Annotated in this window: 20 protein-coding genes; 3 read left to right on the top strand and 17 right to left on the bottom strand. The window is 71.7% G+C overall.

Going from position 1 to position 20,143, the window contains the following annotated elements; all coding sequences use genetic code 11:
- Nucleotides 1-221 precede the first annotated feature (221 nt).
- Nucleotides 222-1,121, top strand: coding sequence for an endonuclease/exonuclease/phosphatase family protein (locus tag AC07DO_RS10340; protein ID WP_479058369.1), 900 nt, complete (start codon nt 222-224; stop codon nt 1,119-1,121).
- 59 nt (nt 1,122-1,180) lie between these two features.
- On the opposite strand, the gene AC07DO_RS10345 is transcribed toward AC07DO_RS10340, so the two are convergent.
- From AC07DO_RS10345 to AC07DO_RS10360, 4 genes are all read right to left on the bottom strand, one after another.
- Nucleotides 1,181-2,143, bottom strand: a complete 963-nt coding sequence (locus AC07DO_RS10345; RefSeq protein ID WP_479058371.1) for an electron transfer flavoprotein subunit alpha/FixB family protein — start codon at nt 2,141-2,143, stop codon at nt 1,181-1,183.
- 90 nt (nt 2,144-2,233) lie between these two features.
- Entirely contained in the window at nt 2,234-3,019 is a 786-nt protein-coding gene (locus tag AC07DO_RS10350; protein WP_479058373.1) for an electron transfer flavoprotein subunit beta/FixA family protein, read from the bottom strand.
- 231 nt (nt 3,020-3,250) lie between these two features.
- Nucleotides 3,251-3,760: a flavin reductase family protein gene (locus AC07DO_RS10355; RefSeq protein WP_479058375.1), complete on the bottom strand. Its 510-nt coding sequence runs from the start codon at nt 3,758-3,760 to the stop codon at nt 3,251-3,253.
- A 244-nt stretch (nt 3,761-4,004) separates the two neighbouring features.
- The gene (locus AC07DO_RS10360; protein ID WP_479058377.1) at nt 4,005-4,343 is read right to left on the bottom strand and encodes a thioredoxin family protein; all 339 of its coding nucleotides are present in this window, start codon (nt 4,341-4,343) and stop codon (nt 4,005-4,007) included.
- Nucleotides 4,344-4,560: 217 nt separating this feature from the next.
- Here AC07DO_RS10360 and AC07DO_RS10365 point away from each other — a divergent pair, with 217 nt between their 5' ends.
- The gene (locus AC07DO_RS10365) at nt 4,561-5,289 is read left to right on the top strand and encodes a lysophospholipid acyltransferase family protein (RefSeq protein WP_479058379.1); all 729 of its coding nucleotides are present in this window, start codon (nt 4,561-4,563) and stop codon (nt 5,287-5,289) included.
- Between the two features lie 12 nt (nt 5,290-5,301).
- On the opposite strand, the gene AC07DO_RS10370 is transcribed toward AC07DO_RS10365, so the two are convergent.
- The 11 genes from AC07DO_RS10370 to AC07DO_RS10420 form a co-directional block, all read right to left on the bottom strand.
- Entirely contained in the window at nt 5,302-5,979 is a 678-nt protein-coding gene (locus AC07DO_RS10370) for a B3/B4 domain-containing protein (RefSeq protein ID WP_479058381.1), read from the bottom strand.
- 13 nt (nt 5,980-5,992) lie between these two features.
- Nucleotides 5,993-6,589 carry a transglutaminase-like domain-containing protein gene (locus AC07DO_RS10375; RefSeq protein ID WP_479058383.1) on the bottom strand — a complete coding sequence of 199 codons (597 nt, stop codon included), beginning with the start codon at nt 6,587-6,589 and terminating at the stop codon, nt 5,993-5,995.
- Between the two features lie 82 nt (nt 6,590-6,671).
- Nucleotides 6,672-7,742, bottom strand: a complete 1,071-nt coding sequence (locus AC07DO_RS10380; RefSeq protein ID WP_479058592.1) for a threonine aldolase family protein — start codon at nt 7,740-7,742, stop codon at nt 6,672-6,674.
- Nucleotides 7,743-7,777: 35 nt separating this feature from the next.
- On the bottom strand, nt 7,778-8,518 hold the full coding sequence (locus tag AC07DO_RS10385; protein ID WP_479058384.1) for an SDR family NAD(P)-dependent oxidoreductase: 741 nt from the start codon (nt 8,516-8,518) through the stop codon (nt 7,778-7,780).
- Nucleotides 8,519-8,544: 26 nt separating this feature from the next.
- Nucleotides 8,545-9,948: a DUF6421 family protein gene (locus tag AC07DO_RS10390; protein ID WP_479058386.1), complete on the bottom strand. Its 1,404-nt coding sequence runs from the start codon at nt 9,946-9,948 to the stop codon at nt 8,545-8,547.
- Nucleotides 9,949-10,029: 81 nt separating this feature from the next.
- Nucleotides 10,030-11,058 (bottom strand): alpha/beta hydrolase, encoded by a 1,029-nt coding sequence (locus AC07DO_RS10395; RefSeq protein ID WP_479058388.1) that lies wholly within the window; start codon nt 11,056-11,058, stop codon nt 10,030-10,032.
- Nucleotides 11,058-12,194 carry an LLM class flavin-dependent oxidoreductase gene (locus AC07DO_RS10400; protein WP_479058390.1) on the bottom strand — a complete coding sequence of 379 codons (1,137 nt, stop codon included), beginning with the start codon at nt 12,192-12,194 and terminating at the stop codon, nt 11,058-11,060. Before AC07DO_RS10400 ends, AC07DO_RS10395 begins: the two co-directional genes overlap by 1 nt.
- A 102-nt stretch (nt 12,195-12,296) precedes the next feature.
- Nucleotides 12,297-13,499 carry a GDSL-type esterase/lipase family protein gene (locus AC07DO_RS10405; RefSeq protein WP_479058391.1) on the bottom strand — a complete coding sequence of 401 codons (1,203 nt, stop codon included), beginning with the start codon at nt 13,497-13,499 and terminating at the stop codon, nt 12,297-12,299.
- 29 nt (nt 13,500-13,528) lie between these two features.
- On the bottom strand, nt 13,529-14,104 hold the full coding sequence (locus AC07DO_RS10410; RefSeq protein WP_479058393.1) for a TetR/AcrR family transcriptional regulator: 576 nt from the start codon (nt 14,102-14,104) through the stop codon (nt 13,529-13,531).
- 89 nt (nt 14,105-14,193) lie between these two features.
- Nucleotides 14,194-15,087, bottom strand: a complete 894-nt coding sequence (locus tag AC07DO_RS10415) for a bifunctional helix-turn-helix transcriptional regulator/GNAT family N-acetyltransferase (RefSeq protein ID WP_479058395.1) — start codon at nt 15,085-15,087, stop codon at nt 14,194-14,196.
- Between the two features lie 62 nt (nt 15,088-15,149).
- Nucleotides 15,150-16,895, bottom strand: a complete 1,746-nt coding sequence (locus AC07DO_RS10420; RefSeq protein ID WP_479058397.1) for a dihydroxyacetone kinase family protein — start codon at nt 16,893-16,895, stop codon at nt 15,150-15,152.
- A 448-nt stretch (nt 16,896-17,343) separates the two neighbouring features.
- Between AC07DO_RS10420 and AC07DO_RS10425 the strand changes: the two genes are divergently transcribed.
- Nucleotides 17,344-18,138 (top strand): helix-turn-helix domain-containing protein, encoded by a 795-nt coding sequence (locus tag AC07DO_RS10425; RefSeq protein ID WP_479058398.1) that lies wholly within the window; start codon nt 17,344-17,346, stop codon nt 18,136-18,138.
- A 39-nt stretch (nt 18,139-18,177) separates the two neighbouring features.
- Here AC07DO_RS10425 and AC07DO_RS10430 read toward each other — a convergent pair whose 3' ends face one another.
- Nucleotides 18,178-19,212 carry an alpha/beta fold hydrolase gene (locus AC07DO_RS10430; protein ID WP_479058400.1) on the bottom strand — a complete coding sequence of 345 codons (1,035 nt, stop codon included), beginning with the start codon at nt 19,210-19,212 and terminating at the stop codon, nt 18,178-18,180.
- Between the two features lie 96 nt (nt 19,213-19,308).
- A complete protein-coding gene (locus AC07DO_RS10435; protein ID WP_479058402.1) occupies nt 19,309-20,103 on the bottom strand; it encodes an SDR family NAD(P)-dependent oxidoreductase in 795 nt (264 codons plus the stop codon).
- Nucleotides 20,104-20,143: the final 40 nt, after the last annotated feature.

Raw genomic sequence — 20,143 nt, forward strand, 5'->3', positions numbered from 1 at the left:
GTGCCGCGCCCGGCATTTCCGCTTCACGGAATCAACAATCCGTATAGCGAAGTTATCCGTGACCTTCGTGCTGGTCAACACCCTCTCGTGTCGTGGACCCGTCGCCGACCACAGGAGTTCACGCCGGTCCCGGATTCTTCTGCCGCTGTCTCAGATCCTGCTTACGCAGCCGTACGCGCGCACCCCATCCTGACCGCGCGCCCCGAACCGAAGGAGACCGTGTGCCGACCGATTCCCCCGTCACGCGCCGTTCCGGCCTGCGGACGGCGTTCGCCGCAGCCGCCGCGCTCCCCCTGCTCACCACCGCGCTGGCCGCCGCGCCCGCGCACGCCGTGCAGCGCCCGGGACGCCGCCTGGAGGTCATGTCGTTCAACCTCCGCTACGCGAGCACCACGCCGCCGAACACCTGGGCCGACCGCCGCCCGGTGACCCGTGAACTCCTGCACGGCACCAGGCCGCACATCATCGGCACCCAGGAGGGCCTCTACCAGCAGGTGCGGGACATCGCGGCCGACCTCGGGCCGCACTACGACTGGATCGGCACCGGCCGCGCGGGCGGCAGCCGCGACGAGTTCATGACCGTCTTCTACGACACCCGCAGGCTCGCCCCGGTCGAGTACGACCACTACTGGCTGTCGGACACCCCCGAGGTGATCGGTTCCAACACCTGGGGCGGCGGCTCCATCCGGATGGCCACCCGGGTCCGCTTCCACGATCTGCGCACCGACGACGAGCTGTACGTGCTCAACACGCACCTCGACAACGCGTCCCAGTTCGCACGCGCGCGTGCCGCGCAGCTGATCGTCGAGCGCCTCGCCCGTCTGGACCGATCCCTGCCGCTGCTCGTGACGGGCGACTTCAATGTGGCCGCGCACAAGAACCCGGTGTACGACACGCTGCTCGGTGCCGGTCTGGTCGACAGCTGGGACGCGGCCGACCGACGGAGCAAGGCGTACGCCACGTTCCACGGCTACAAGCCCCTCACCCCCGACGGCGACCGCATCGACTGGATCCTCGCGACACCGGGGGTGCGGGTCCACGAGGCGAGGATCAACACGTTCTCCCTGGGCGGGCAGTTCCCGAGCGACCATCTGCCGGTGCAGGCGAGCCTGACGCTGTGACGCGACGGGGCCCCCGCGCCGCGTGGTGCGGTGCGAGGGCCCCGTCGGGGTCACTGAGCTCAGCCCTTGCGGGTCTTGACCTCTTCGGTGAGCGCCGGGACGACGTCGAAGAGGTCGCCGACCACTCCGTAGTCGACCAGGTCGAAGATCGGGGCCTCGGCGTCCTTGTTGATGGCCACGATGGTCTTCGAGGTCTGCATGCCGGCGCGGTGCTGGATCGCGCCGGAGATGCCGGACGCGATGTACAGCTGCGGGGAGACCGACTTGCCGGTCTGGCCGACCTGGTTGGAGTGCGGGTACCAGCCGGCGTCGACCGCGGCACGCGAGGCGCCCACGGCGGCGCCGAGCGAGTCGGCGAGGGCCTCGATGATCGAGAAGTTCTCGGCGCCGTTGACGCCGCGGCCGCCGGAGACCACGATCGCGGCCTCGGTCAGGTCGGGGCGGCCCGTCGACTCGCGCGGGGTGCGCGAGACGACCTTGGTGCCGGTGGCCTTCTCGGAGAAGGAGACCGTGAGGGCCTCGACGGTGCCCGCGGCAGGGGCGGCCTCCACGGCGGCCGAGTTCGGCTTGACCGTGATGACCGGGGTGCCCTTGGAGACCCGGGACTTGGTGGTGTACGAGGCGGCGAACGCGGACTGCGTGGCCACCGGACCCTCGTCGCCGGCCTCGAGGTCGACGGCGTCGGTGATGATGCCGGAGCCGATGCGGACCGCCAGGCGGGCCGCGATCTCCTTGGCCTCGGCGGACGACGGGACGAGCACGGCGGCCGGGGACACGGCCTCGTACGCGGCCTGGAGCGCGTCCACCTTCGGTACGACGAGGTAGTCGGAGAACTCGGGGGCGTCGGCGGTGAGGACCTTGACCGCGCCGTGCTCGGCGAGCGTGGCGGCGGTGGCCTCGGCGCCGGCGCCGAGGGCGACGGCGACGGGCTCGCCGACGCGGCGGGCCAGGGTCAGCAGCTCCAGGGTGGGCTTGCGGACGGCGCCGTCCACGTGGTCGACGTAGACGAGAACTTCAGCCATGGGACTCAATCTCCTGCTTGATGCGAAGGACTTGGGAGCGGCAACGGGGCGACTGAAGCTCAGATGAACTTCTGGCCCGCGAGGCTGTGTCTAAATGAACTTCTGCTCCGCAAGGAAGGCGGCGAGCTGCTTGCCGCCCTCGCCCTCGTCCTTGACGATCGTGCCGGCCGTGCGGGCCGGACGCTCGGCGGCGGAGTCGACCTTGGTCCAGGCGCCCTCGAGGCCGACCTCCTCGGCCTCCAGGTCCAGGTCGTCCAGGTCGAGCGACTGCACCGGCTTCTTCTTGGCGGCCATGATGCCCTTGAAGGACGGGTAGCGGGCCTCGCCCGACTGGTCCGTCACGGACACGACGGCCGGCAGGGAGGCCTCCAGCTGCTCGCTGGCGGCGTCGCCGTCACGGCGGCCCTTGACGGTGCCGTCCTCGACGGAGACCTCGGAGAGCAGCGTGACCTGCGGGACGCCCAGGCGCTCCGCGAGGATCGCCGGCAGCACGCCCATGGTGCCGTCGGTCGAGGCCATGCCGGTGATGACCAGGTCGTAACCGGTCTTCTCGATGGCCTTGGCGAGCACCAGCGAGGTGCCCATCACGTCGGTGCCGTGCAGGTCGTCGTCCTCGACGTGGACGGCCTTGTCGGCACCCATGGAGAGCGCCTTGCGCAGCGCGTCCTTGGCGTCGTCGGGGCCGACGGTCAGCACGGTGATCTCCGCGTCGTCCGCCTCGTCGGCGATCTGCAGCGCCTGCTCGACCGCGTACTCGTCGAGCTCCGACAGCAGGCCGTCGACGTCGTCGCGGTCGACGGTCAGGTCATCGGCGAAGTGCCGGTCGCCGGTGGCGTCGGGCACGTACTTCACACAGACAACGATCCTCAAGCTCACGCCGGCTCTCCTACTGCATCGTCTTTACTGGGCTGCTGCCTTGGCTCATGGCCACTGCCTTCTTGCAGGCAGCATAGGCGCCTGAAGCGGCGGATCCCGGTCGGGGCGGCCCGCGCTCCTACCGGAATATTACTCATGAGTACATCCAGTTCATTCCCGCTGAGCAAGCGCTTTGAACTGTGACCTTCCCAACGCTCCGTAATCGGGCCGCCCGCGGTCCGACGGGAACTCTCAGTCGCGCAGCGCGTTGAAGCGCCCGTGGTGGTAGAGGAGCGGCCGGCCCTCCTCGGAGCGGTCGCCTACGACGGCCTGCGCCAGCACGATGCGATGGTCGCCCGCGGGCACGCGTGCCACGATCCGGCAGACCAGCCAGGCGAGCGCGCCGTCCAGGACGGGCACCCCTTCGGGGCCCTCGCGCCAGCTCGTGGGCGGGCCGAAGCGGTCGGCTCCGCTGCGGGCGAACGTGGCGGCCAGCTCCTCCTGGTGCTCGCCGAGTATGTGGACGCCGACGTGGCCGGCCTCGGAGACCGCGGGCCAGCAGGAGGAACCGGTGCCGATGCCGAACGAGAGCATCGGGGGCTCGGCGGAGACGGAGGCGAGCGAGGTGGCGGTGAAGCCGACGGGGCGGGAGCCGTGCGCGGCGGTGATCACGGCGACCCCCGCGGCGTGCTGCCGGAAGACCGAGCGCAGCAGATCGGGGGTGGCGAGCCGGGGCGTGCTGAGGGCAGGCGATGCCGTCATGGAGTTGTCCTTCTGCCGGGAGTTGCCGGAGGTGCGAGCGGAGACGTCGTTGCTCAGCACTGCGGACAGCGGGCGCTGGCGTGGCGGCCGAGGTCCACGTGGACGCGCTCGTACAGAAGGAGGTCCCGGGGCATGCGAGCAGGCTCGCGATAGATGCCGCGTGCAGTCAAGTCCGTTTCGGAATATGAAAGAAGGATCACTGCCGCGGACCCCTGCCGCCCGCCGTGACCTGCGCGTCGACCCGTCATACGGCCGCACCGAGCGCCGCGATCACATCGGGTTTGCGGGGCTGTCCGACGGCGCGGCGGACCACGTGCCCGGCCGCGTCGAGGACGAGCACGGTGGGGGTCTTGAGGACGCCGAGTTCCCGTACGAGATCGAGCCGCTCCTCGGCGTCGATCTCCACGTGGGTCACGCCGGGGACCATTCCGGCCACATCCGAGAGCACTCTGCGCGTCGCGCGGCAGGGCTGGCAGAAGGCGCTGGAGAACTGCACGAGCGTCGCCCGCTCCCCCAGCCGCGCCCCGATGTCCGCCGCGTCGAGCCGCCGCCCGGTCTCCCGTCCCCGCACTTGCGTCGCCACCTACCCTCGTCCGTCCTGCACCAATGCGCTCTGCAGTACAGCGTTCGCGCGCCCCGAATGATTCCGACGTGACGAGAATCTCCCGTATACGCGGCACCAAGGCTGGTCACTCGTCCGTTGATGGGGCACGATCTGCGCAACGCCGAAAAACCTACGGCTGCGTAACTTGATGCCGGGACCCCCTCCCCAGGCAGAAAACGAAGGGCCCTTCCCACCCATGGCAGAGCTTGTCTACCGTCCCGTCATCGGTGCAGCTAAGACGCTGTTCAAGGCATGGGACCTCAAGATCGACTGCAAAGGGTCGGAGAACATCCCACGCTCCGGCGGCGCGGTCCTGGTCAGCAATCACATCAGTTATCTCGACTTCATCTTCGACGGTCTCGCCGCCCTGCCGCAGAAGCGTCTGGTCCGCTTCATGGCGAAGGAGTCGGTGTTCCGGCACAAGATCTCCGGGCCGCTGATGCGCGGGATGAAGCACATTCCGGTCGACCGCGAGCAGGGCGAGACGGCCTATGCGCACGCCCTGGACTCGTTGCGCTCCGGGGAGATCATCGGCGTCTTCCCCGAGGCGACGATCTCGCAGTCGTTCACCCTGAAGCAGTTCAAGTCGGGCGCCGCGCGACTGGCCCAGGAGGCCGGGGTGCCGCTGATCCCGATGGCCCTGTGGGGCACGCAGCGGCTGTGGACCAAGGGGCACCCGCGCAACTTCAGGCGCAGCCACCTGCCGATCACGATCCGGGTCGGCGAGCCGGTGGAGGCGCCGAAGGACCAGTACGCGGGCGCGATCACCCGGCGGCTGCGCGAGCGCTGCCAGGAGCTCCTCGAGGCCGCGCAGCGCGCCTATCCCGTACGCCCGAAGGGGCCGGACGACACCTGGTGGATGCCCGCGCACCTCGGCGGCACGGCACCGACCCCCGCCGAGGTCAAGGCCGCCGAGGCGGGCTGACCCTCGTGCCCCTCAGCGGACGGTGATGTCCGCGCCGGGGCTGAACTTCGCGAGGAGCTCGGCCAGTTCCGCGCCCGCCGCGTCGAGGCCCGCGTCCGGGCCCATGCCCTCCAGCAGGAAGACCGCGTTCACCGACTCCTCGGTGAGGCGGGTGCGCGGACCCTGGCGCCAGTTCCAGCGGCGGCACGTGACGCCCTCGTCGTCGCACCAGACGACTTCGCCCGCGTCGGGGTGCTCGACGACGCGCTCGCCCGCGGCGGCGGTCACGAAGTCCTCGTGGCCGGTGGCCCGCACCAGCCGCATGCCACCCTTGATCCGGTCCAGGTCCTCGCCGCCGACCGGGATCAGATGGGCCACGCTGATCGCGTTGTAGAGGTCGACGAGCAGGTTGATGCGCGGCAGGCCGCCGTCCGCGAGGGCGCGTTTGGCGAGCGCCTCGGCGGAGTTGCGGGTGCGCGAGGGCTTGGCGCCGAAGGCCGTGTACGCGGCGCGCCAGGCGGCCATGTGCGGGTCCTCGTGCGGGGCGCTGCCGTCGAGCCGTGCGGCGAGGCGGCGGGCCGCGTCGTCGAGGAGTGCCTCGGTGGCGTCGGTGCCGGGTCCGTTGACGAGCCCACGGGCCTCGATGACGACGTGGGTGAAGTCGGGCGCGAGGGCGCGGACCTCGTCGGAGACGGTCAGGTGGAGGGTCATGGTCCGTCGTGCCTCACAGTTCTGAGGGGTAGATCTTCCAGAGGTGCAGCCGATCCCGGGCCTCCTTGAGCGCGCGGAGCGCCACGGGACTCGGTTCAGCATAGAGGACTGGGTAGTCCACTTCGTTGCACTCCGGGTCCACCGGCCAGGCCAGCCGCTCCTCGCCGATCATGAACTGTGCGTCGACACCGGCCGGGATGTTGCCGCGCGGGTCCTGCCGGTGCCAGGCACCGTCGAGCCGGACGGCGACCAGGCCGTGCAGGGAGTAGCCGCCGGTGTTGTCGTCCCGCAGACGCTGGTAGCAGAACCCCGTCGGGATGTCCTCGGCGCGCAGCAGGGCGGCGAGGGCGTGGGACTTGGCGGTGCAGATGCCGGTGCGTTCGCGCAGGACGTCGGAGGCGCGCCAGGTGACCTCCATGCGGCCCACGTCCTGCGAGTGGGGGATCTCGTCGCGCACGTACTCGAAGGCGGCGCGCGCGTAGGCGTACGTATCGGCGGATGCTTTTGCAAGAGCGGCCGCCGTCTCGCGGACCAGCGGATGGTGGTGGTCGACGACCTCGTCCGCTGCCAAGTACGCAGACAGGTCGGGTTTTTCCTGGGTCAGCTGCATGCCACGGGAGCATAGGAATACGCCCGACCGTACGTCAATGACTTTACGGTCGGGCGTATAAGTATGCGACACACCCGGTGACTCAGTGAGCCATCTCCTCCTTGAGCGCCGCGAGGAACCCGTCGACGTCCTCCTCGCGCGTGTCGAACGCGCACATCCAGCGGACGTCGCCCGCCGCCTCGTCCCAGAAGTAGAAGCGGTACCGCTTCTGGAGGCGCTCGCTCACGTCGTGCGGGAGACGGGCGAAGACCGCGTTGGCCTGCACGGGGTAGAGGATCTCCACGCCGTGCACCGAGCGCACGCCCTCCGCGAGGCGCTGCGCCATCTCGTTGGCGTGACGCGCGTTGCGCAGCCACAGGTCCTTGCTGAGCAGGGCCTCCAGCTGCACCGAGACGAAGCGCATCTTCGACGCGAGCTGCATCGACATCTTGCGCAGGTGCTTCATGTGCCGGACGGCGTCCTGGTTGATGACCACGACGGCCTCGCCGAACAGCGCGCCGTTCTTCGTGCCGCCGAGCGACAGGATGTCGACGCCGACGGCGTTCGTGAACGTCCGCATGGGCACGTCCAGGGCGGCCGCGGCGTTGGCTATCCGGGAGCCGTCCAGGTGCACCTTCATGCCGAGCTGGTGGGCGTGGTCGCAGATCGCGCGGATCTCGTCGGGCGTGTAGAGCGTGCCCAGTTCGGTGTTCTGCGCGATCGAGACGACCTGCGGCATGGCCCGGTGCTCGTCGTCCCAGCCGAACGCCTGCTTGTCGATCAGCTCGGGGGTGAGCTTGCCGTCCGGGGTGGGCACGGTGAGCAGCTTGAGGCCCGCCATGCGTTCGGGCGCGCCGCCCTCGTCCACGTTGATGTGCGCGGACTCGGCGCAGATCACCGCGCCCCAGCGGTCGGCGACCGCCTGGAGCGCGACGACGTTGGCACCTGTGCCGTTGAACACCGGGAACGCCTCGGCGGTGGGCCCGAAGTGGCCGCGGATCACCTGCTGGAGGTTGGCGGTGTAGTCGTCCTCGCCGTACGCGATCTGGTGGCCGCCGTTGGCGAGCGCGAGGGCCGCCATGACCTCGGGGTGGGCGCCCGCGTAGTTGTCGCTGGCGAAGCCCCGCACGTCCGGGTCGTGGTGGCGGCGGGCGTCGGTCTTCGGCGGGTTCACGGCTTCTCGGTCACGACCGGTCGTGTGGCGTGCGGTCACGGCTTCTCGGTCAGCCACAGGCGGTTTCCGTTCACTTCTCCTGCGGGCTTCTCCCAGACGCCGGCGACGGCCTCGGCCAGGTCCTTGACGTCCGTGAAGCCCGCGAACTTCGCGTTGGGCCGCTCCGCGCGCATCGCGTCGTGCACCAGCGCCTTGACCACCAGGATCGCAGCCGCCGCACGCGGCCCGTCCTCGCCCCCCGCCTTGCGGAAGGCGTCGGCGAGGGCCAGCGTCCAGGCCTCGGCCGCGGCCTTCGACGCGGAGTACGCGGCGTTGCCCGCGGTCGGTTTGGAGGCGCCCGCCGCGCTGATGAGCAGGTAGCGCCCGCGGTCGCTGCGCTGCAGACCGCCCTCGAAGGCGAGGGAGGTGTGCTGCACGGTGCGGATCAGGAGCTTCTCGAGGAGGTCCCAGTCGGCGAGGTCGGTCTCGGCGAAGTTCTTGCTGCCGCGCCAGCCGCCCACGAGGTGCACCAGGCCGTCGATCCGGCCGAACTCCTTCTCCGTGCGCGCCGCCCACTCCCGGGTGGCGTCCAGGTCGAGGAGGTCGACGGTGTCACCGATGACGGTGGCCCCGCCGTGCGCGTACCGGGCGGCGTCCACCGCTTCGGCCAGGCGCGCGGCATCGGCGTCCGAAGCCACGACGGTGGCTCCGGCCTCGGCCAGCCTGAGCAGGCTGGCGCGCCCTGCGGGCCCGGCCGCTCCGGCCACCGCGATCACGGCTCCATCGAGTGCGGACATGGTCCTCGCCTCCTCCTGGCGGCCGCTCACGCGGCGGCCTTCTCGGCGCCCGAGGTAGCAGTGATCCCCTTGGTGGAGGCGATCACGTGCTTCAGCTTCTTGGAGAGCGCCTCATAGAACATGCTGAGCGGAAACTCGTCGGGAAGCACCTCGTCGACCAGTTTGCGCGGCGGCAGCGTGGTGTCCAGGGCCTCGGGGCCCTTGGCCCAGCGCGATCCGGGGTGCGGGGCGAGGTAGCGGGACACCAGGTCGTACGCGGCGAACCAGTGGACCAGCTTCGGGCGGTCGATGCCCGCGCGGTAGAGGTCCTCGATCTCGCCGCACAGCTGGTTGGTGATCTCCGGCGCGCGCTCCCAGTCGATCCTGAGCTGGTTGTCGGTCCAGCGGACCACGTCGTGCTTGTGGAGGTACGCGAAGAGGAGCTGGCCGCCGAGCCCGTCGTAGTTCTTGACGCGGTCGCCGGTGACCGGGAAGCGGAACATCCGGTCGAAGAGGACCGCGTACTGCACGTCGCGCGCCTGCGGGACGCCCTCGGCCTCCAGCTTCACGGCCTCCTTGAAGGCGGTGAGGTCACAGCGCAGCTCCTCGAGTCCGTACATCCAGAACGGCTGGCGCTGCTTGATCATGAAGGGGTCGAACGGCAGGTCGCCGTGGCTGTGGGTGCGGTCGTGGACCATGTCCCACAGGACGAAGGCCTGCTGGCAGCGGTCCTGGTCGCCGACCATGTCGCGGATGTCCTCGGGCAGTTCGAGCCCGAGGAGGTCCACGGCGGCCTCGGTGACGCGGCGGAAGCGGGCGGCCTCGCGGTCGCAGAAGATGCCGCCCCAGGAGAACCGCTCGGGGGCCTCGCGCACGGCGATGGTCTCGGGGAAGAGGACGGCCGAGTTCGTGTCGTATCCGGCGGTGAAGTCCTCGAAGGTGATGCCGCAGAACAGCGGGTTGTCGTAGCGCGTGCGCTCGAGCTCGGCCAGCCAGTCGGGCCAGACCATGCGCAGCACGACCGCTTCGAGGTTGCGGTCGGGGTTGCCGTTCTGCGTGTACATCGGGAAGACGACCAGGTGCTGCAGGCCGTCCTCGCGGTGCGCGGCGGGCTGGAACGCGAGCAGCGAGTCGAGGAAGTCGGGGACCTGGAAGCCGGTCTCGGCCCAGCGGCGCAGGTCCGCGACGAGCGCGCGGTGGTACGCGGCGTCGTGCGGGAGGAGCGGGGAGAGCTCATCGACCGCGGATATCACGCGGTCCACGGCGAGTTCGGCGATGGCCTTGGCCGGGGCGCCGTCCGCCTCGAAGTCGATGGAGCCGTCCGCCGACTGCCAGGGCCGGATGTCCTCCACGGCGTCCTTGAGCACCGGCCACGCGGGGTGGTCCACCACCCGCCCAGCAGTGGAAGGAACCGCACCCTCGATACCCGACTGCACAAGAATTTCCGTCATGTCCCATCCTCCACGGGAGAACCTCGCGTCAGAACACCGTATGCGTGCGAGGTTCTCCGCGACAAGAGGGGTCTCCGGAAATTATCCTGTGCCACCCCCACTTCCGCCGCTGTTTTTCCTGCGGCTCCCTGCCGACCCGATTGCTTCTGCCGCCTCGGTCATCGCCCGCACCGCGTCGGGGAGCAGCTCGGGGAAGCCGAGGAAGCCGTGGAACATGCGCGGGTAGTGGGCGGTGGTGACGCGCCCGCCGGCCGCGCGCAGGCGCGCCGCGTAGGCCAGTCCCTCGTCGCGCAGCGGGTCGCAGCCCGCCGTGAGGACGTACGCGGGCGGCAGGCCGCGCAGATCGGGAGCGCGCAGCGGTGAGGCGAGAGGGTGTACGCCGTCGAGGCCGAGGTACTGCTGCCAGAACCAGCGCAGATGCGCGGCGGTCAGGAAGTAGCCGTGCGCGTTCTCGCGGTACGACTCCGCGTCCTGGGCGGCGTCCAGCAGGGGGTAGAGCAGCACCTGCAGCGCGACGGCGGGACCGCCCGCGTCCCTGGCCCGCAGGGCCACGGCGGCGGCGAGCCCGCCCCCGCTGCTGTCCCCCGCGGTGACGACGGCTCCCGGATCGCCACCGAGCGCGGCGCTCTCCCCCGCCACCCAGCGGAGCGCCGCGTACGCGTCGTCGACGGCAGCGGGGAACGGGTGCTCGGGCGCGAGCCGGTAGGCGACGGAGACCACGACGGCCCCGGAACGGGCGGCGAGCGCACGCGCGGTGGCGTCGTGCGAGTCGAGGCCGCAGAGGGTGTAGCCGCCGCCGTGGAAGAACACGACGGTGGGGCGGGGCGCGGGGTGCCGGTCCGGGGCGGGGCTCGGGTCAGAGTCCGGGTCCGGGTCCGGCAGGTAGAGGCGTACGGGGATCTCGGGTGCGCCCGGCGGCCCCGGAACGGTCCGGTCCACGACGGCCCCGACGGCGGGCGGCGCCTTCCGTGAGGCGGGTGCGGCGGCGAGGATGCGGCGGGCCTCCACCGCATCGGTGACGGTGCCGCCGAGGTCGGGAAAGGCGCGCGCGAGGGCGGCCACGAGGGGGCGGGCGCGGGGGTCGAGGCGGTCGGGGGCGGGCCGCCGCATCAGCTCGGTCCCGCCTCCTGCGCGCGGAAGTACGGGATCACCTTCTCGCCCCACTGCCGCAAGGTCTCCAGGCAGGCCTCCTGGGGGACCGTGCCCATCTGGACGAGGCACATGATCTCGTCGGCTCCCGCGTCGCGCAGGCGCTCCACGTAGGCGATGGCGTCGTCCGCGGTGCCATAGGCGTGGTCGGCGTTGAACGTGGCCGTCGAGGTGGGGCGTACCGGGATGTTCTGTTCGTGCAGGCGCGCGACGACCTGCTCGGCGGCCCTGCGCATCTCCGCGGCCTCGTCGCCGCCCTCCACCACCGCTTCGTCGGGCAGTCCCGCACCGCCGTACCAGTGGCCGATGGACTGCGCGAAGAAGCGCTGGCCGCAGATGCCCACGCGCCGCGCGGCCTCCCGGTCGTCGAGCACGATCGTCGGGCAGAGCACGGAGAAGTGGTCGTTGACGACGTCCGACACGAAGCGGGCGCCGGTGCGGGCCGCGACCGCCGCGTCGTACGCCTGCCGCATCCCGGCGATCGACTCGGGCCCCGCGAACCCCATCACCAGGGCACCGATGCCGAGTTCGGCCGCCTGCGTCAGGGTCTCGGTCCTGCTGCAGGCGAGGAAGAGCGGGGGGTGCGGGGTCTGCTTCGGCCGCGGGAGGATCGGGTGGGGGCCGATGTCGAGGAGTTCGCCGTGGTGCTCCAGCTCCTCCTTCTCCCAGGCCTTGCCGATGATCCGGAGCGCTTCCTCGACCTCTTGGGTCGTACGTTCCTTGTCGACTCCGCAGAGCGACGTCTCCTGCTCCGTGCCGCCGCGCCCCGCACCGAGGTCGAGCCGCCCTCCGGAGAGCAGGTCCAGCATGGCCGCGCGTTCGGCGACCCGCGCCGGGTGGTTGAAGTTGAACGGCATGCAGACGACGCCGTGCCCGATCCGAATGGTGCTCGTGCGGGCGGCGACCCAGGTCAGGAAGATTTCCGGCGCGCTCATGTGCGCGTACCACTTGAGGGAGTGGTGCTCGACCGCCCAGACGCGGTCGAATCCCATCTCCTCGGCGAGCACGGCCTGTTCGACGCTGTCGTGGATGACCTGGTGCTCGCGCTCGACGGTCGGATCGGCGAGCTGCGCCTCGAATATGACGGAGAACTTCACGTGCCCTCCAGAGAAAGCGTATGACGGTCAGTCATATGACTAACCGTCACATCGCGAAGTCGCAAGGGCTGCCGCACCGGCATTCCGTCGGGCGGCTCCGCCCTAGGAGTCGCCTCCCCCGAAGGCGCCGCCCGCCGTGAAGACCTTCGCGGCGAAGCGTTCGCCCATGAGGCGATGGGTCTCGGCATCCGGGTGGAGGGCGTCGGGGAGGGGGTGCTCGGTGGCGTCCGCGGGGCCGTAGAGGTCACGGCCGTCGAGGTGGTGCAGGTTCGGGTCGTCGGCCGAGCGCTGCTCCACGATGCGGGCCAGCTCGTCGCGGATGACGTTGAGGGTGAGCTTGCCGCTCGCCCGCTCCGCCGGGTCGCCCATCGCCGCGAACCGGAGGCGCCCCTCGCCGATCTCGCTGAAGTCCGGCGCGCAGGGTCCTGGGGTGTCCTCGTGGATGGGGCACAGGATGGGCGAGACGACCAGGAGCGGCGTCTCGGGGTGGCCCTCGCGGATGGTGTCGAGGAATCCGTGGACCGCGGGCGCGAAGGCGCGAAGCCGCATCAGGTCGGCATTGACCACATTGATGCCGAGCTTGACGCTGATCAGGTCCGCGGGGGTGTCCCGCATGGCACGGGCGGTGAACGGGTCAAGGAGGGCACTGCCCGCCAGACCCAGGTTGATCAGCTCCACACCGCCGTGCGAGGCGGCGAGCGCGGGCCAGATCGTGGTGGGGCTCGCGGCGTCGGAGCCGTGGCTGATCGAACTGCCGTGGTGCAGCCAGACCTTGCGGCCCGGGTCGCGCGCGGGCTCCACGGGAGCGTCGGTGCGCAGGGAGAGGAGTTCGGTGGTCTCGTTGTGCGGCAGCCAGATCTCGACGTCCTTCATGCCGTCGGGCAGTCCGGCGAAGCGTGCGGTGCCGGGCTCTCCGGTGCTGCGCTCGGCGGTGCCCTCGGTCATGTCGATGGTCAGGACGTGGCCCGCCTCGACGGTCGTCGCGCCGGCCGGGCGGCCGTCGACGAGCAGGTCGTAGACGCCGTCCGGCCGGGGCGGCACACCGACGTACGACCGCTTGGTGGGCAGCGTGTCGAGTTCGATCACGGTGGCGCGGGTGCGGAACGCCAGGCGTACGCCGGAGGGCTGGGACTCGGCCATGGCGAGCTGACCGTCGGTGTTCTGCGCGCGGGCCCGGGCGGGGAGCCGGTGCGGCAGCACGCCGTGCTCGGTGCGCTCCACGTCGAGGGCGCCTCGCAGCAACTCCGCGGTGATGGCCGTGGTGGTCCAGGAGGGATCGGTCTGGTGGGTGTCGTCCGTGTGCATTGCCTCAACCTGTTGATCACGTGTATGGATTAGACGGCCGGTTCGGGCCAGTTGCGCAGCAGGGCGTCAAGGGCGTCGATGACGCGTGTCCATGTCTCGTCGGAGTCGGGCGCGCTGTGGCTGAACCCGCCTCCGAGCTCCAGGCTCACGTAGCCGTGGAAGACGCTGCCGAGGAGGCGGACCGCGTGCGTCTGGTCCGGTTCCGTCAGCGCGTACCCGCGCAGGATCGCCCGCGTCATCTCCGCATGGCGGCCGCCCGCGCTCGCGGCCGCGGCTTCGGGGGTGAGTCGAAGCTGGGCCGCGGCGTACCGGCCGGGGTGCTCACGGGCGTAGTCGCGGTAGACGTTCGCCAGCGCGGCCAGCGCGTCCTTGCCCGCCCGCCCGGCCAGCGCGTCGGCGCCCCGGTCGGCGAGTTCCGCGAGGGCGAGCAGCGCGATGCCGGTCTTGAGGTCCTGGGAGTTCTTCACGTGCGAGTACAGGCTCGCGACCTTGACGTCGAAACGTCGGGCGAGCGCGGAGACGGTCACCTGGCCGAAGCCGACCTCGTCCGCAAGCTCGGCCCCCGCCCGGACCAGACGTTCTGTGGTCAGTCCTGCGCGCACCATGACGTACTCCTCCCGACCTCTGCGTACCCCTCTTCTGGCTTAAGCAATTATGGAACTGCCTAAAGGTTTTAGGCAAACCGATACCGCGATTAGGCTCCGTGTCCGATGCTTTTCTCGAACCAGTGGTGCGCGTACGGCTCGTCGTTGAACGCGGGCACTTCCTCGAAGCCGCAGGAGTGGTACAGGCCGATCGCCGCGTCGAGCGCCTTGTTGGTGTCGAGGCGCAGGACGGGGCGGCCCTCCCGTACGGCCAGTTGCTCCAGCTCCGCGAGGAAGCGGCGGCCGAGGCCGAGACCGCGCGCCGCGGGCGCCACCCACATGCGCTTGATCTCGGCCGGGGCGCCGGGCGGCAGCTTGAGTCCGGCGCAGCCGACGGGCTCGCCGTGCGCCCTGGCCACCAGGAACAGGCCGTGCGGCGGCCGCAGCCCGCCCGCGTCCGGCAGCAGGCTCCGCGCGGGGTCGAAGCCGGTGTCGAAACGCTCCTGGAGTTCGGTGAAGTAGGAGCGCAGGCAGTACTCGGCGTCCGGATGGCCGGGGTCGACGGTGTCCAGGGTGACCGTCGAGGCGGTGAGCAGCCGGTCCACCTCCGCCATGGCGGCGACGAGCCGCGCCCGCTGCGCGGTGTTCAGCGGCCCCAGGAGGGAGACCGCGAGTTCGTCGCTGCGCTCGTCCAGGAGGCCGCGCTCCGCGCGTCCGGCGTCGGTCAGCCGGACCGTGCGGACCCTGCGGTCGCGGGGGTGCGGCTCCACCGCCACCAGGCCGTCGGCCTCCAGGGCGCGCAGCAGGCGGCTGACGTAGCCGGAGTCGAGTCCGAGGCGTTCGCGCAGCCTGCGCACGTCCTGGCCCCGCTCGCCGATCTCCCAGAGCAGCCGGGCCTCGCCGATGGGGCGGTCGCGGCCCAGATAGTGGTCGTGCAGCACGCCCACGCGTTCGGTGACGGTGCGGTTGAAGCGGCGTACCTGATCGATCTGTTCGGCGTCCATTACCTGACCTTAGTCAGGTAATGGACGCCGAAACCAGGCTGTCCGGTGGGAGGCCGGACCGCTCAGAGGACGGTGATGTGGCCGGGCGCGGGGAGCCGCGGGGCCGTGGCCGGCTCGTGGATGTCGGCGAGGGCCATGAAGAGCAGCGCGACGGCCAGGGCGCCCGGGTCCGGCACGCCGAGCGCGTGGTCGCCCACGTAGCTGGCGCGGCCGCGGCGGGGGCGCAGCGAAGCGGTGGCGAGGGCGCCACGGATCGCCGCCTGCGCCGCCTCGGTCAGGGGCGCCTCGGGGGCGTCCGCGTCCCGGGCCGCGGCCAGCGACTCGGCGGCGGGCGCGAGGGCGTCGACCAGTGTGCAGTCGCCGGGGACCGCGCCGCCCACCCGGTGGATGGCGGCGTGCCCGGCCTCGGCGGCCTCCGCGAGCGCGGCCGCCGTCGGGGCGCCGCCGTCCGCCGGTGAGGCGGCGGCCAGGTGCTGGAAGAGGAGGCCGAACAGGGGACCGCTGGTGCCTCCGACGTCGTTGAGGAAGGCGTCGGCGAGAGCGGCCGTGCCGTCCGCGCCGGTCTCGTCGGCCAGCTTCACCGCGCGGCGCACGCCCCCGGCGAGGTTGTCGCCGAAGTCGCCGTCGCCGACGAGCTGGTCGAGCTTGGTCAGGTTGTCGCGGACCTGCGTGACGGTGAGTGCGTAGCGGTCGAGCAGGGCGCGGTCGCCGGCCTCGCGCTGCGTGGACGCGGGAGCGCTCGCGGGGGTGCCCGCAGGGGTCCGCGCCGACGGGGCGTGGTGGTCGGAACCTTCGGCGCCGTCGGAGGTGACGACGGGGCGCGGCAGGACGAGCGGGGTCCGCGTGGGGGCGGTCCACAGGTCGTCCCAGCCTTCTTCGAGCCGCGTCAGGGTGAGGGAGAAACCGGCCATGTCCAGGGCCGCGGTGAAGGTACCGGGGACGATGTGGACCGGGCGGACGCCGCGGGCGGTGAGCTCGTCGTTCAGCAGCACCGCGATGGCGTTGAGCTCGAGCTCGGTGGTGGCGCCGAGGCCGTTGACGAGGGCCAGCACGTCGTCGGGCCCGTCGGGCAGCGCGTCCAGGAGGTCGTCGGTCATGCGTCGGACGAGGTCGCCGGTCGCGGGCCTTGCGATGGTGCGGATGCCGCGCTCGCCGTGGATGCCGACGCCGTAGTCGAGGGTGCCCTCGTCCAGCTCGAACGCGGGGCTCACCGTGGTGGGCGAGGTCTGGGCGCGGGCGGCGACGGCGATGCTGCGGGAGCGGGAGACGACGCGCCGGCCGAGGTCGGTGAGCTCCTCCAGCGTGGCGCCCCGGTCGGCGGCGGCGCCGAGGAGCTTCTCGACGACGACCGTCGCGGCGGTCCCCCTGCGGCCGGTCGCGCTGTCCGCGCTGTCGGTGGCGAGGTCGTCGTCGACCAGGACGGTGGCGACGGTGACGCCGTCATGTCGCAGACGCTCCGCGGCGATCTGGAAGTTGATCACGTCGCCGGTGTAGTTCTTGACGATGTGCAGGACGCCGCCGCTCTTCGCGGCCGCGGCGCTCGCCTCGTAGATCTGCCGGTTGTGCGGGGACGCGAAGATCTCGCCGGGGCAGACGGCGTCCAGGCCGCCCCGCCCCAGGAGCCCGGTGTGCAGCGGCTCGTGGCCGGAGCCGCCCCCGGAGACGAGGGCGACCGTGCGGGCCGGGTCGGCGTCGCGCGCCCGCAGGTAGAGCGGGCTGCTGTTCACCTCGATCATGCCGGGGTGCGCCAGGGCCAGCCCTCGGGCGGCGGTCAGCACGGCATCGATCTCCGGCAGGAAGTGGCTCATCGGTGAACTCTCCAAGGGTGTGCGGGTGGCGTACGCGACGGCTGACGCACAAGTCGACAGCACGACGGCGGATCCACGACGGCTGACGCGCTGGTCGGCAGCGCGACGGCTGGTCCGTGACGGCTGACGCGCCGGTCGGCGGCGTAGCGGCTGAGCCACGCGCCGGCAACGCGGTCGCTCGCCGACCGACGCGTCGGCGACGCGGGGGCAGCGGTCCCGCGCCCGGTTCGGTCCGGAACTCCTGAGTTCCGGACCGAACCGGGCGGCGACGCGTCCACCCTGCCTCCGCGCCCCGCGCCAAGGTCGGCACACCCAATACCGGCACGCTCACGTTCCGGTCGCCGCCGCCGTGTGCGAGGCTGACACCGTGCACCGGCCGGGCCGAGATCGGCGAAGGGCGCGCGGCACCCCCGTACGACATATTCATCTTTGCGAGGTCTTTACGTTGGTGGACGCGCGGCGCGAGGACCTCGGGCGGATGCTGCGGGCGTGGCGGATGGCGCGGGACCCGGCCCTCCTCCCCGGACCCGTCCCTTTCCGCGGCCACCGCTCGTACCTCACCCAGCTCGACATGGCCCTGCTGCTCGGGGTCTCCGAACGCTGGTACCGCGCCCTGGAGCGGGGCGAGGACCGCAAGTACGCGCGCGAGATGATCGAGGGCGTCGTACGGATTTTGGACCTCTCCCCCGGCCGGGCGACCGCCCTCCACCGCGGCACCGGCCACCAGCCGCCCCGGTACCGGACGGGGAGCGCGCGGCCGGACGACGCGATGCTCGATCTGCTGCACCAGCAGCGCCGGGTGAGCTGGATCTGCGACCAGGCCTGGGACGTGCTCGCCGTCAACGCCGTGGCGGCACGCCACTGCCCCTGGCTGGCCCGCCCGGACGCGAACGTCATGACCTGGGCGTTCTCCACGGAGGCCCGGTATCAGCTGCGCGACTGGGAGACGAAGTGGGCGGGTCCGCTGCTCGGCAGGCTGCGCCTCGCCTGGCAGCGCTGGCCGGACAACGAGCGCCTGGACGACGTGGTGCGGACCGTGCGGCGCGAGCCGGGCATCGCCGAGCTGTGGGAGCGTACGGCGGACGCCCGGGCGTCCCACGACGACGCGGCGCTCCCGATGTACTTCCCCCTCGTGGCGCCCGATCCGGTCGACGTGCGCGTCGCGGCGTACGGACGCTTCGGCGACACGGCGCTGCGCTGGCTGGTCCTCACGCCCGTGGACCCGGCGATCACGTTCCCCTGAGAACGGTCGGCTGCGCCGGGACCGACCGGGCACGGGCCATCAGCCGTCCAAGGTGCCGAGCCAGTCCGTCAGGAGTCCGTTGAGCTCGTCGGGGCGTTCCTGCTGGACCCAGTGGCCGCAGCCGTCGAGGACGTGTGAGGAGCGCAGGCCCGGCAGGGTGTCGGGGAACGCCTTGATCGCGTCGGCGAGCCACACGGTCGAGGCGTCCAGGGCTCCCCCGACGAACAGGGACGGCTGCCGGACCGGCGCGCCGGCGAAGCGCGGCGTGAGGTCCTCCCAGTCCCGGTCCATGGCGCGGTAGCGGTTGAGCGCGCCGGTCAGGCCGGTCCGCTCGAACTCCGCGGCGTACACGTCGAGGTCGTGCTCGTCGAGCCACGCGGGCAGCCCCGCCCCCGAGGCCGCCGCGACAGCCGGGAACCGGTCGCGCAGTCGCCCGCCGCGGCTCACGAAGTGCGGGTCCGGCGCGTCGGGCCCCGGCATCGTGTCGGCGGAGAGCGCGGCGTAGAAGCCGGCGAGCCAGCCCCGTACGTCGGGCTCGATCTCGGCCTCGGCGCGGCCGGGCTCCTGGAAGTACGAGACGTAGAACTCCTCGTCCCCGCCGTCCCCGCCCATCCCGGCGAACACCTCGCTGGGCCGCGGGCCGCCAGGCGGCGTGTACGGGACGCTCAGCAGCCCGACCGCGCGGAAGACGTCGGGCCTGACGAGCGCGGAGTGCGCGGCGACGGCGGCGCCCCAGTCGTGCCCCACGATCACCGCGTTCTCCGCACCGAGCGCGCGCACCACGGCGGCTCCGTCGTCGACCAGGTCGAGCATCCGGTACGCGGAGGCGTCCGCGGGACGCGACGACCGGCCGTAGCCGCGCACGTCGACGGCGACCGCGCGGTACCCGGCCGCGGCCAGGGCGGGGAGCTGGTGGCGCCAGGAGTACCAGGACTCGGGGAAGCCGTGCACCAGCAGGACGAGGGGGCCCTCGCCCTGCTCCACGAGGTGGACGCGGCCCGCGGGCGAGGGGACCAGACGGTGGGTCAGGGCCCCGGCGGGCGACGGGACGGGCTGCGACTGTGCGAGGGACATGGGCGCTCCTGAGCTCGGGCGACTACGTGCCCCGAGCATGCGGCGCGCGTCCGCGGCGGGACGATGTTCGTTGCCGTTCCGGCAAACAGGCGCCCCCTACGGAACGATCGAGTCCACGTAACCGCCGTCCACCCGCACCGCGCCGCCCGTCGTCGCGGACGCCAGTGGGGAGCTCAGGTAGACGACCATGTTCGCGATCTCCTCCGGCTCGATGAGGCGCTGGAGCAGCGACTGGGGGCGGTGTTCGGTCATGAACTTCCGCTGTGCCTCGTCCCACGGCAGCGCGCGGTCGACCAGTTCGTAGACGAAGTCCTCGACGCCGCCGGTGTGCGTCGGTCCCGCGATCACGGAGTTGACGGTGACGCCGGACCCCGCCGCCTCCTTCGCGAAGCCCCGCGACACGGCGAGCAGCGCGGTCTTCGACATGCCGTAGTGGATCATCTCCGCGGGTGTGACGAGTGCCGAGTCGCTGGCGATGTTGAGGACGCGCCCCCAGGAGCGGTCCTTCATGCCGGGCAGATAGTGGCGGATCATCCGCACGGCGGTCAGTACGTTGACCTCGAAGTAACGGCGCCACTCGTCGTCGGAGATGTCGAGGGCGGGTTCGGCGCCGAAGACGCCGAGGTTGTTGACGAGGATGTCCGCCCGCGGCACGGCCCCGAAGACCTGCCGCGCGCCCTCGTCCGTGGAGATGTCGCCGGGCGCCGCGAGGAACCCGGCGCCGTCGCACTCCCCCTTCAGACGGTCGACGGCGGCGTCCACGGAATCGCGGGACCGCCCGTTGACCGCGACCTCTGCGCCCGCCCGCGCCAGGCCGACGGCGATCGCCGCGCCGATTCCCTGGGTCGAGCCGGTGACGAGCGCGGTCTTGCCGGAAAGGTCGACGAGCACGGTGTGTACCTCCTGGAGTTCCTGTGGTTGCCCTCTTGCC

The sequence above is a fragment of the Streptomyces sp. NPDC045678 genome, from assembly GCF_056432085.1.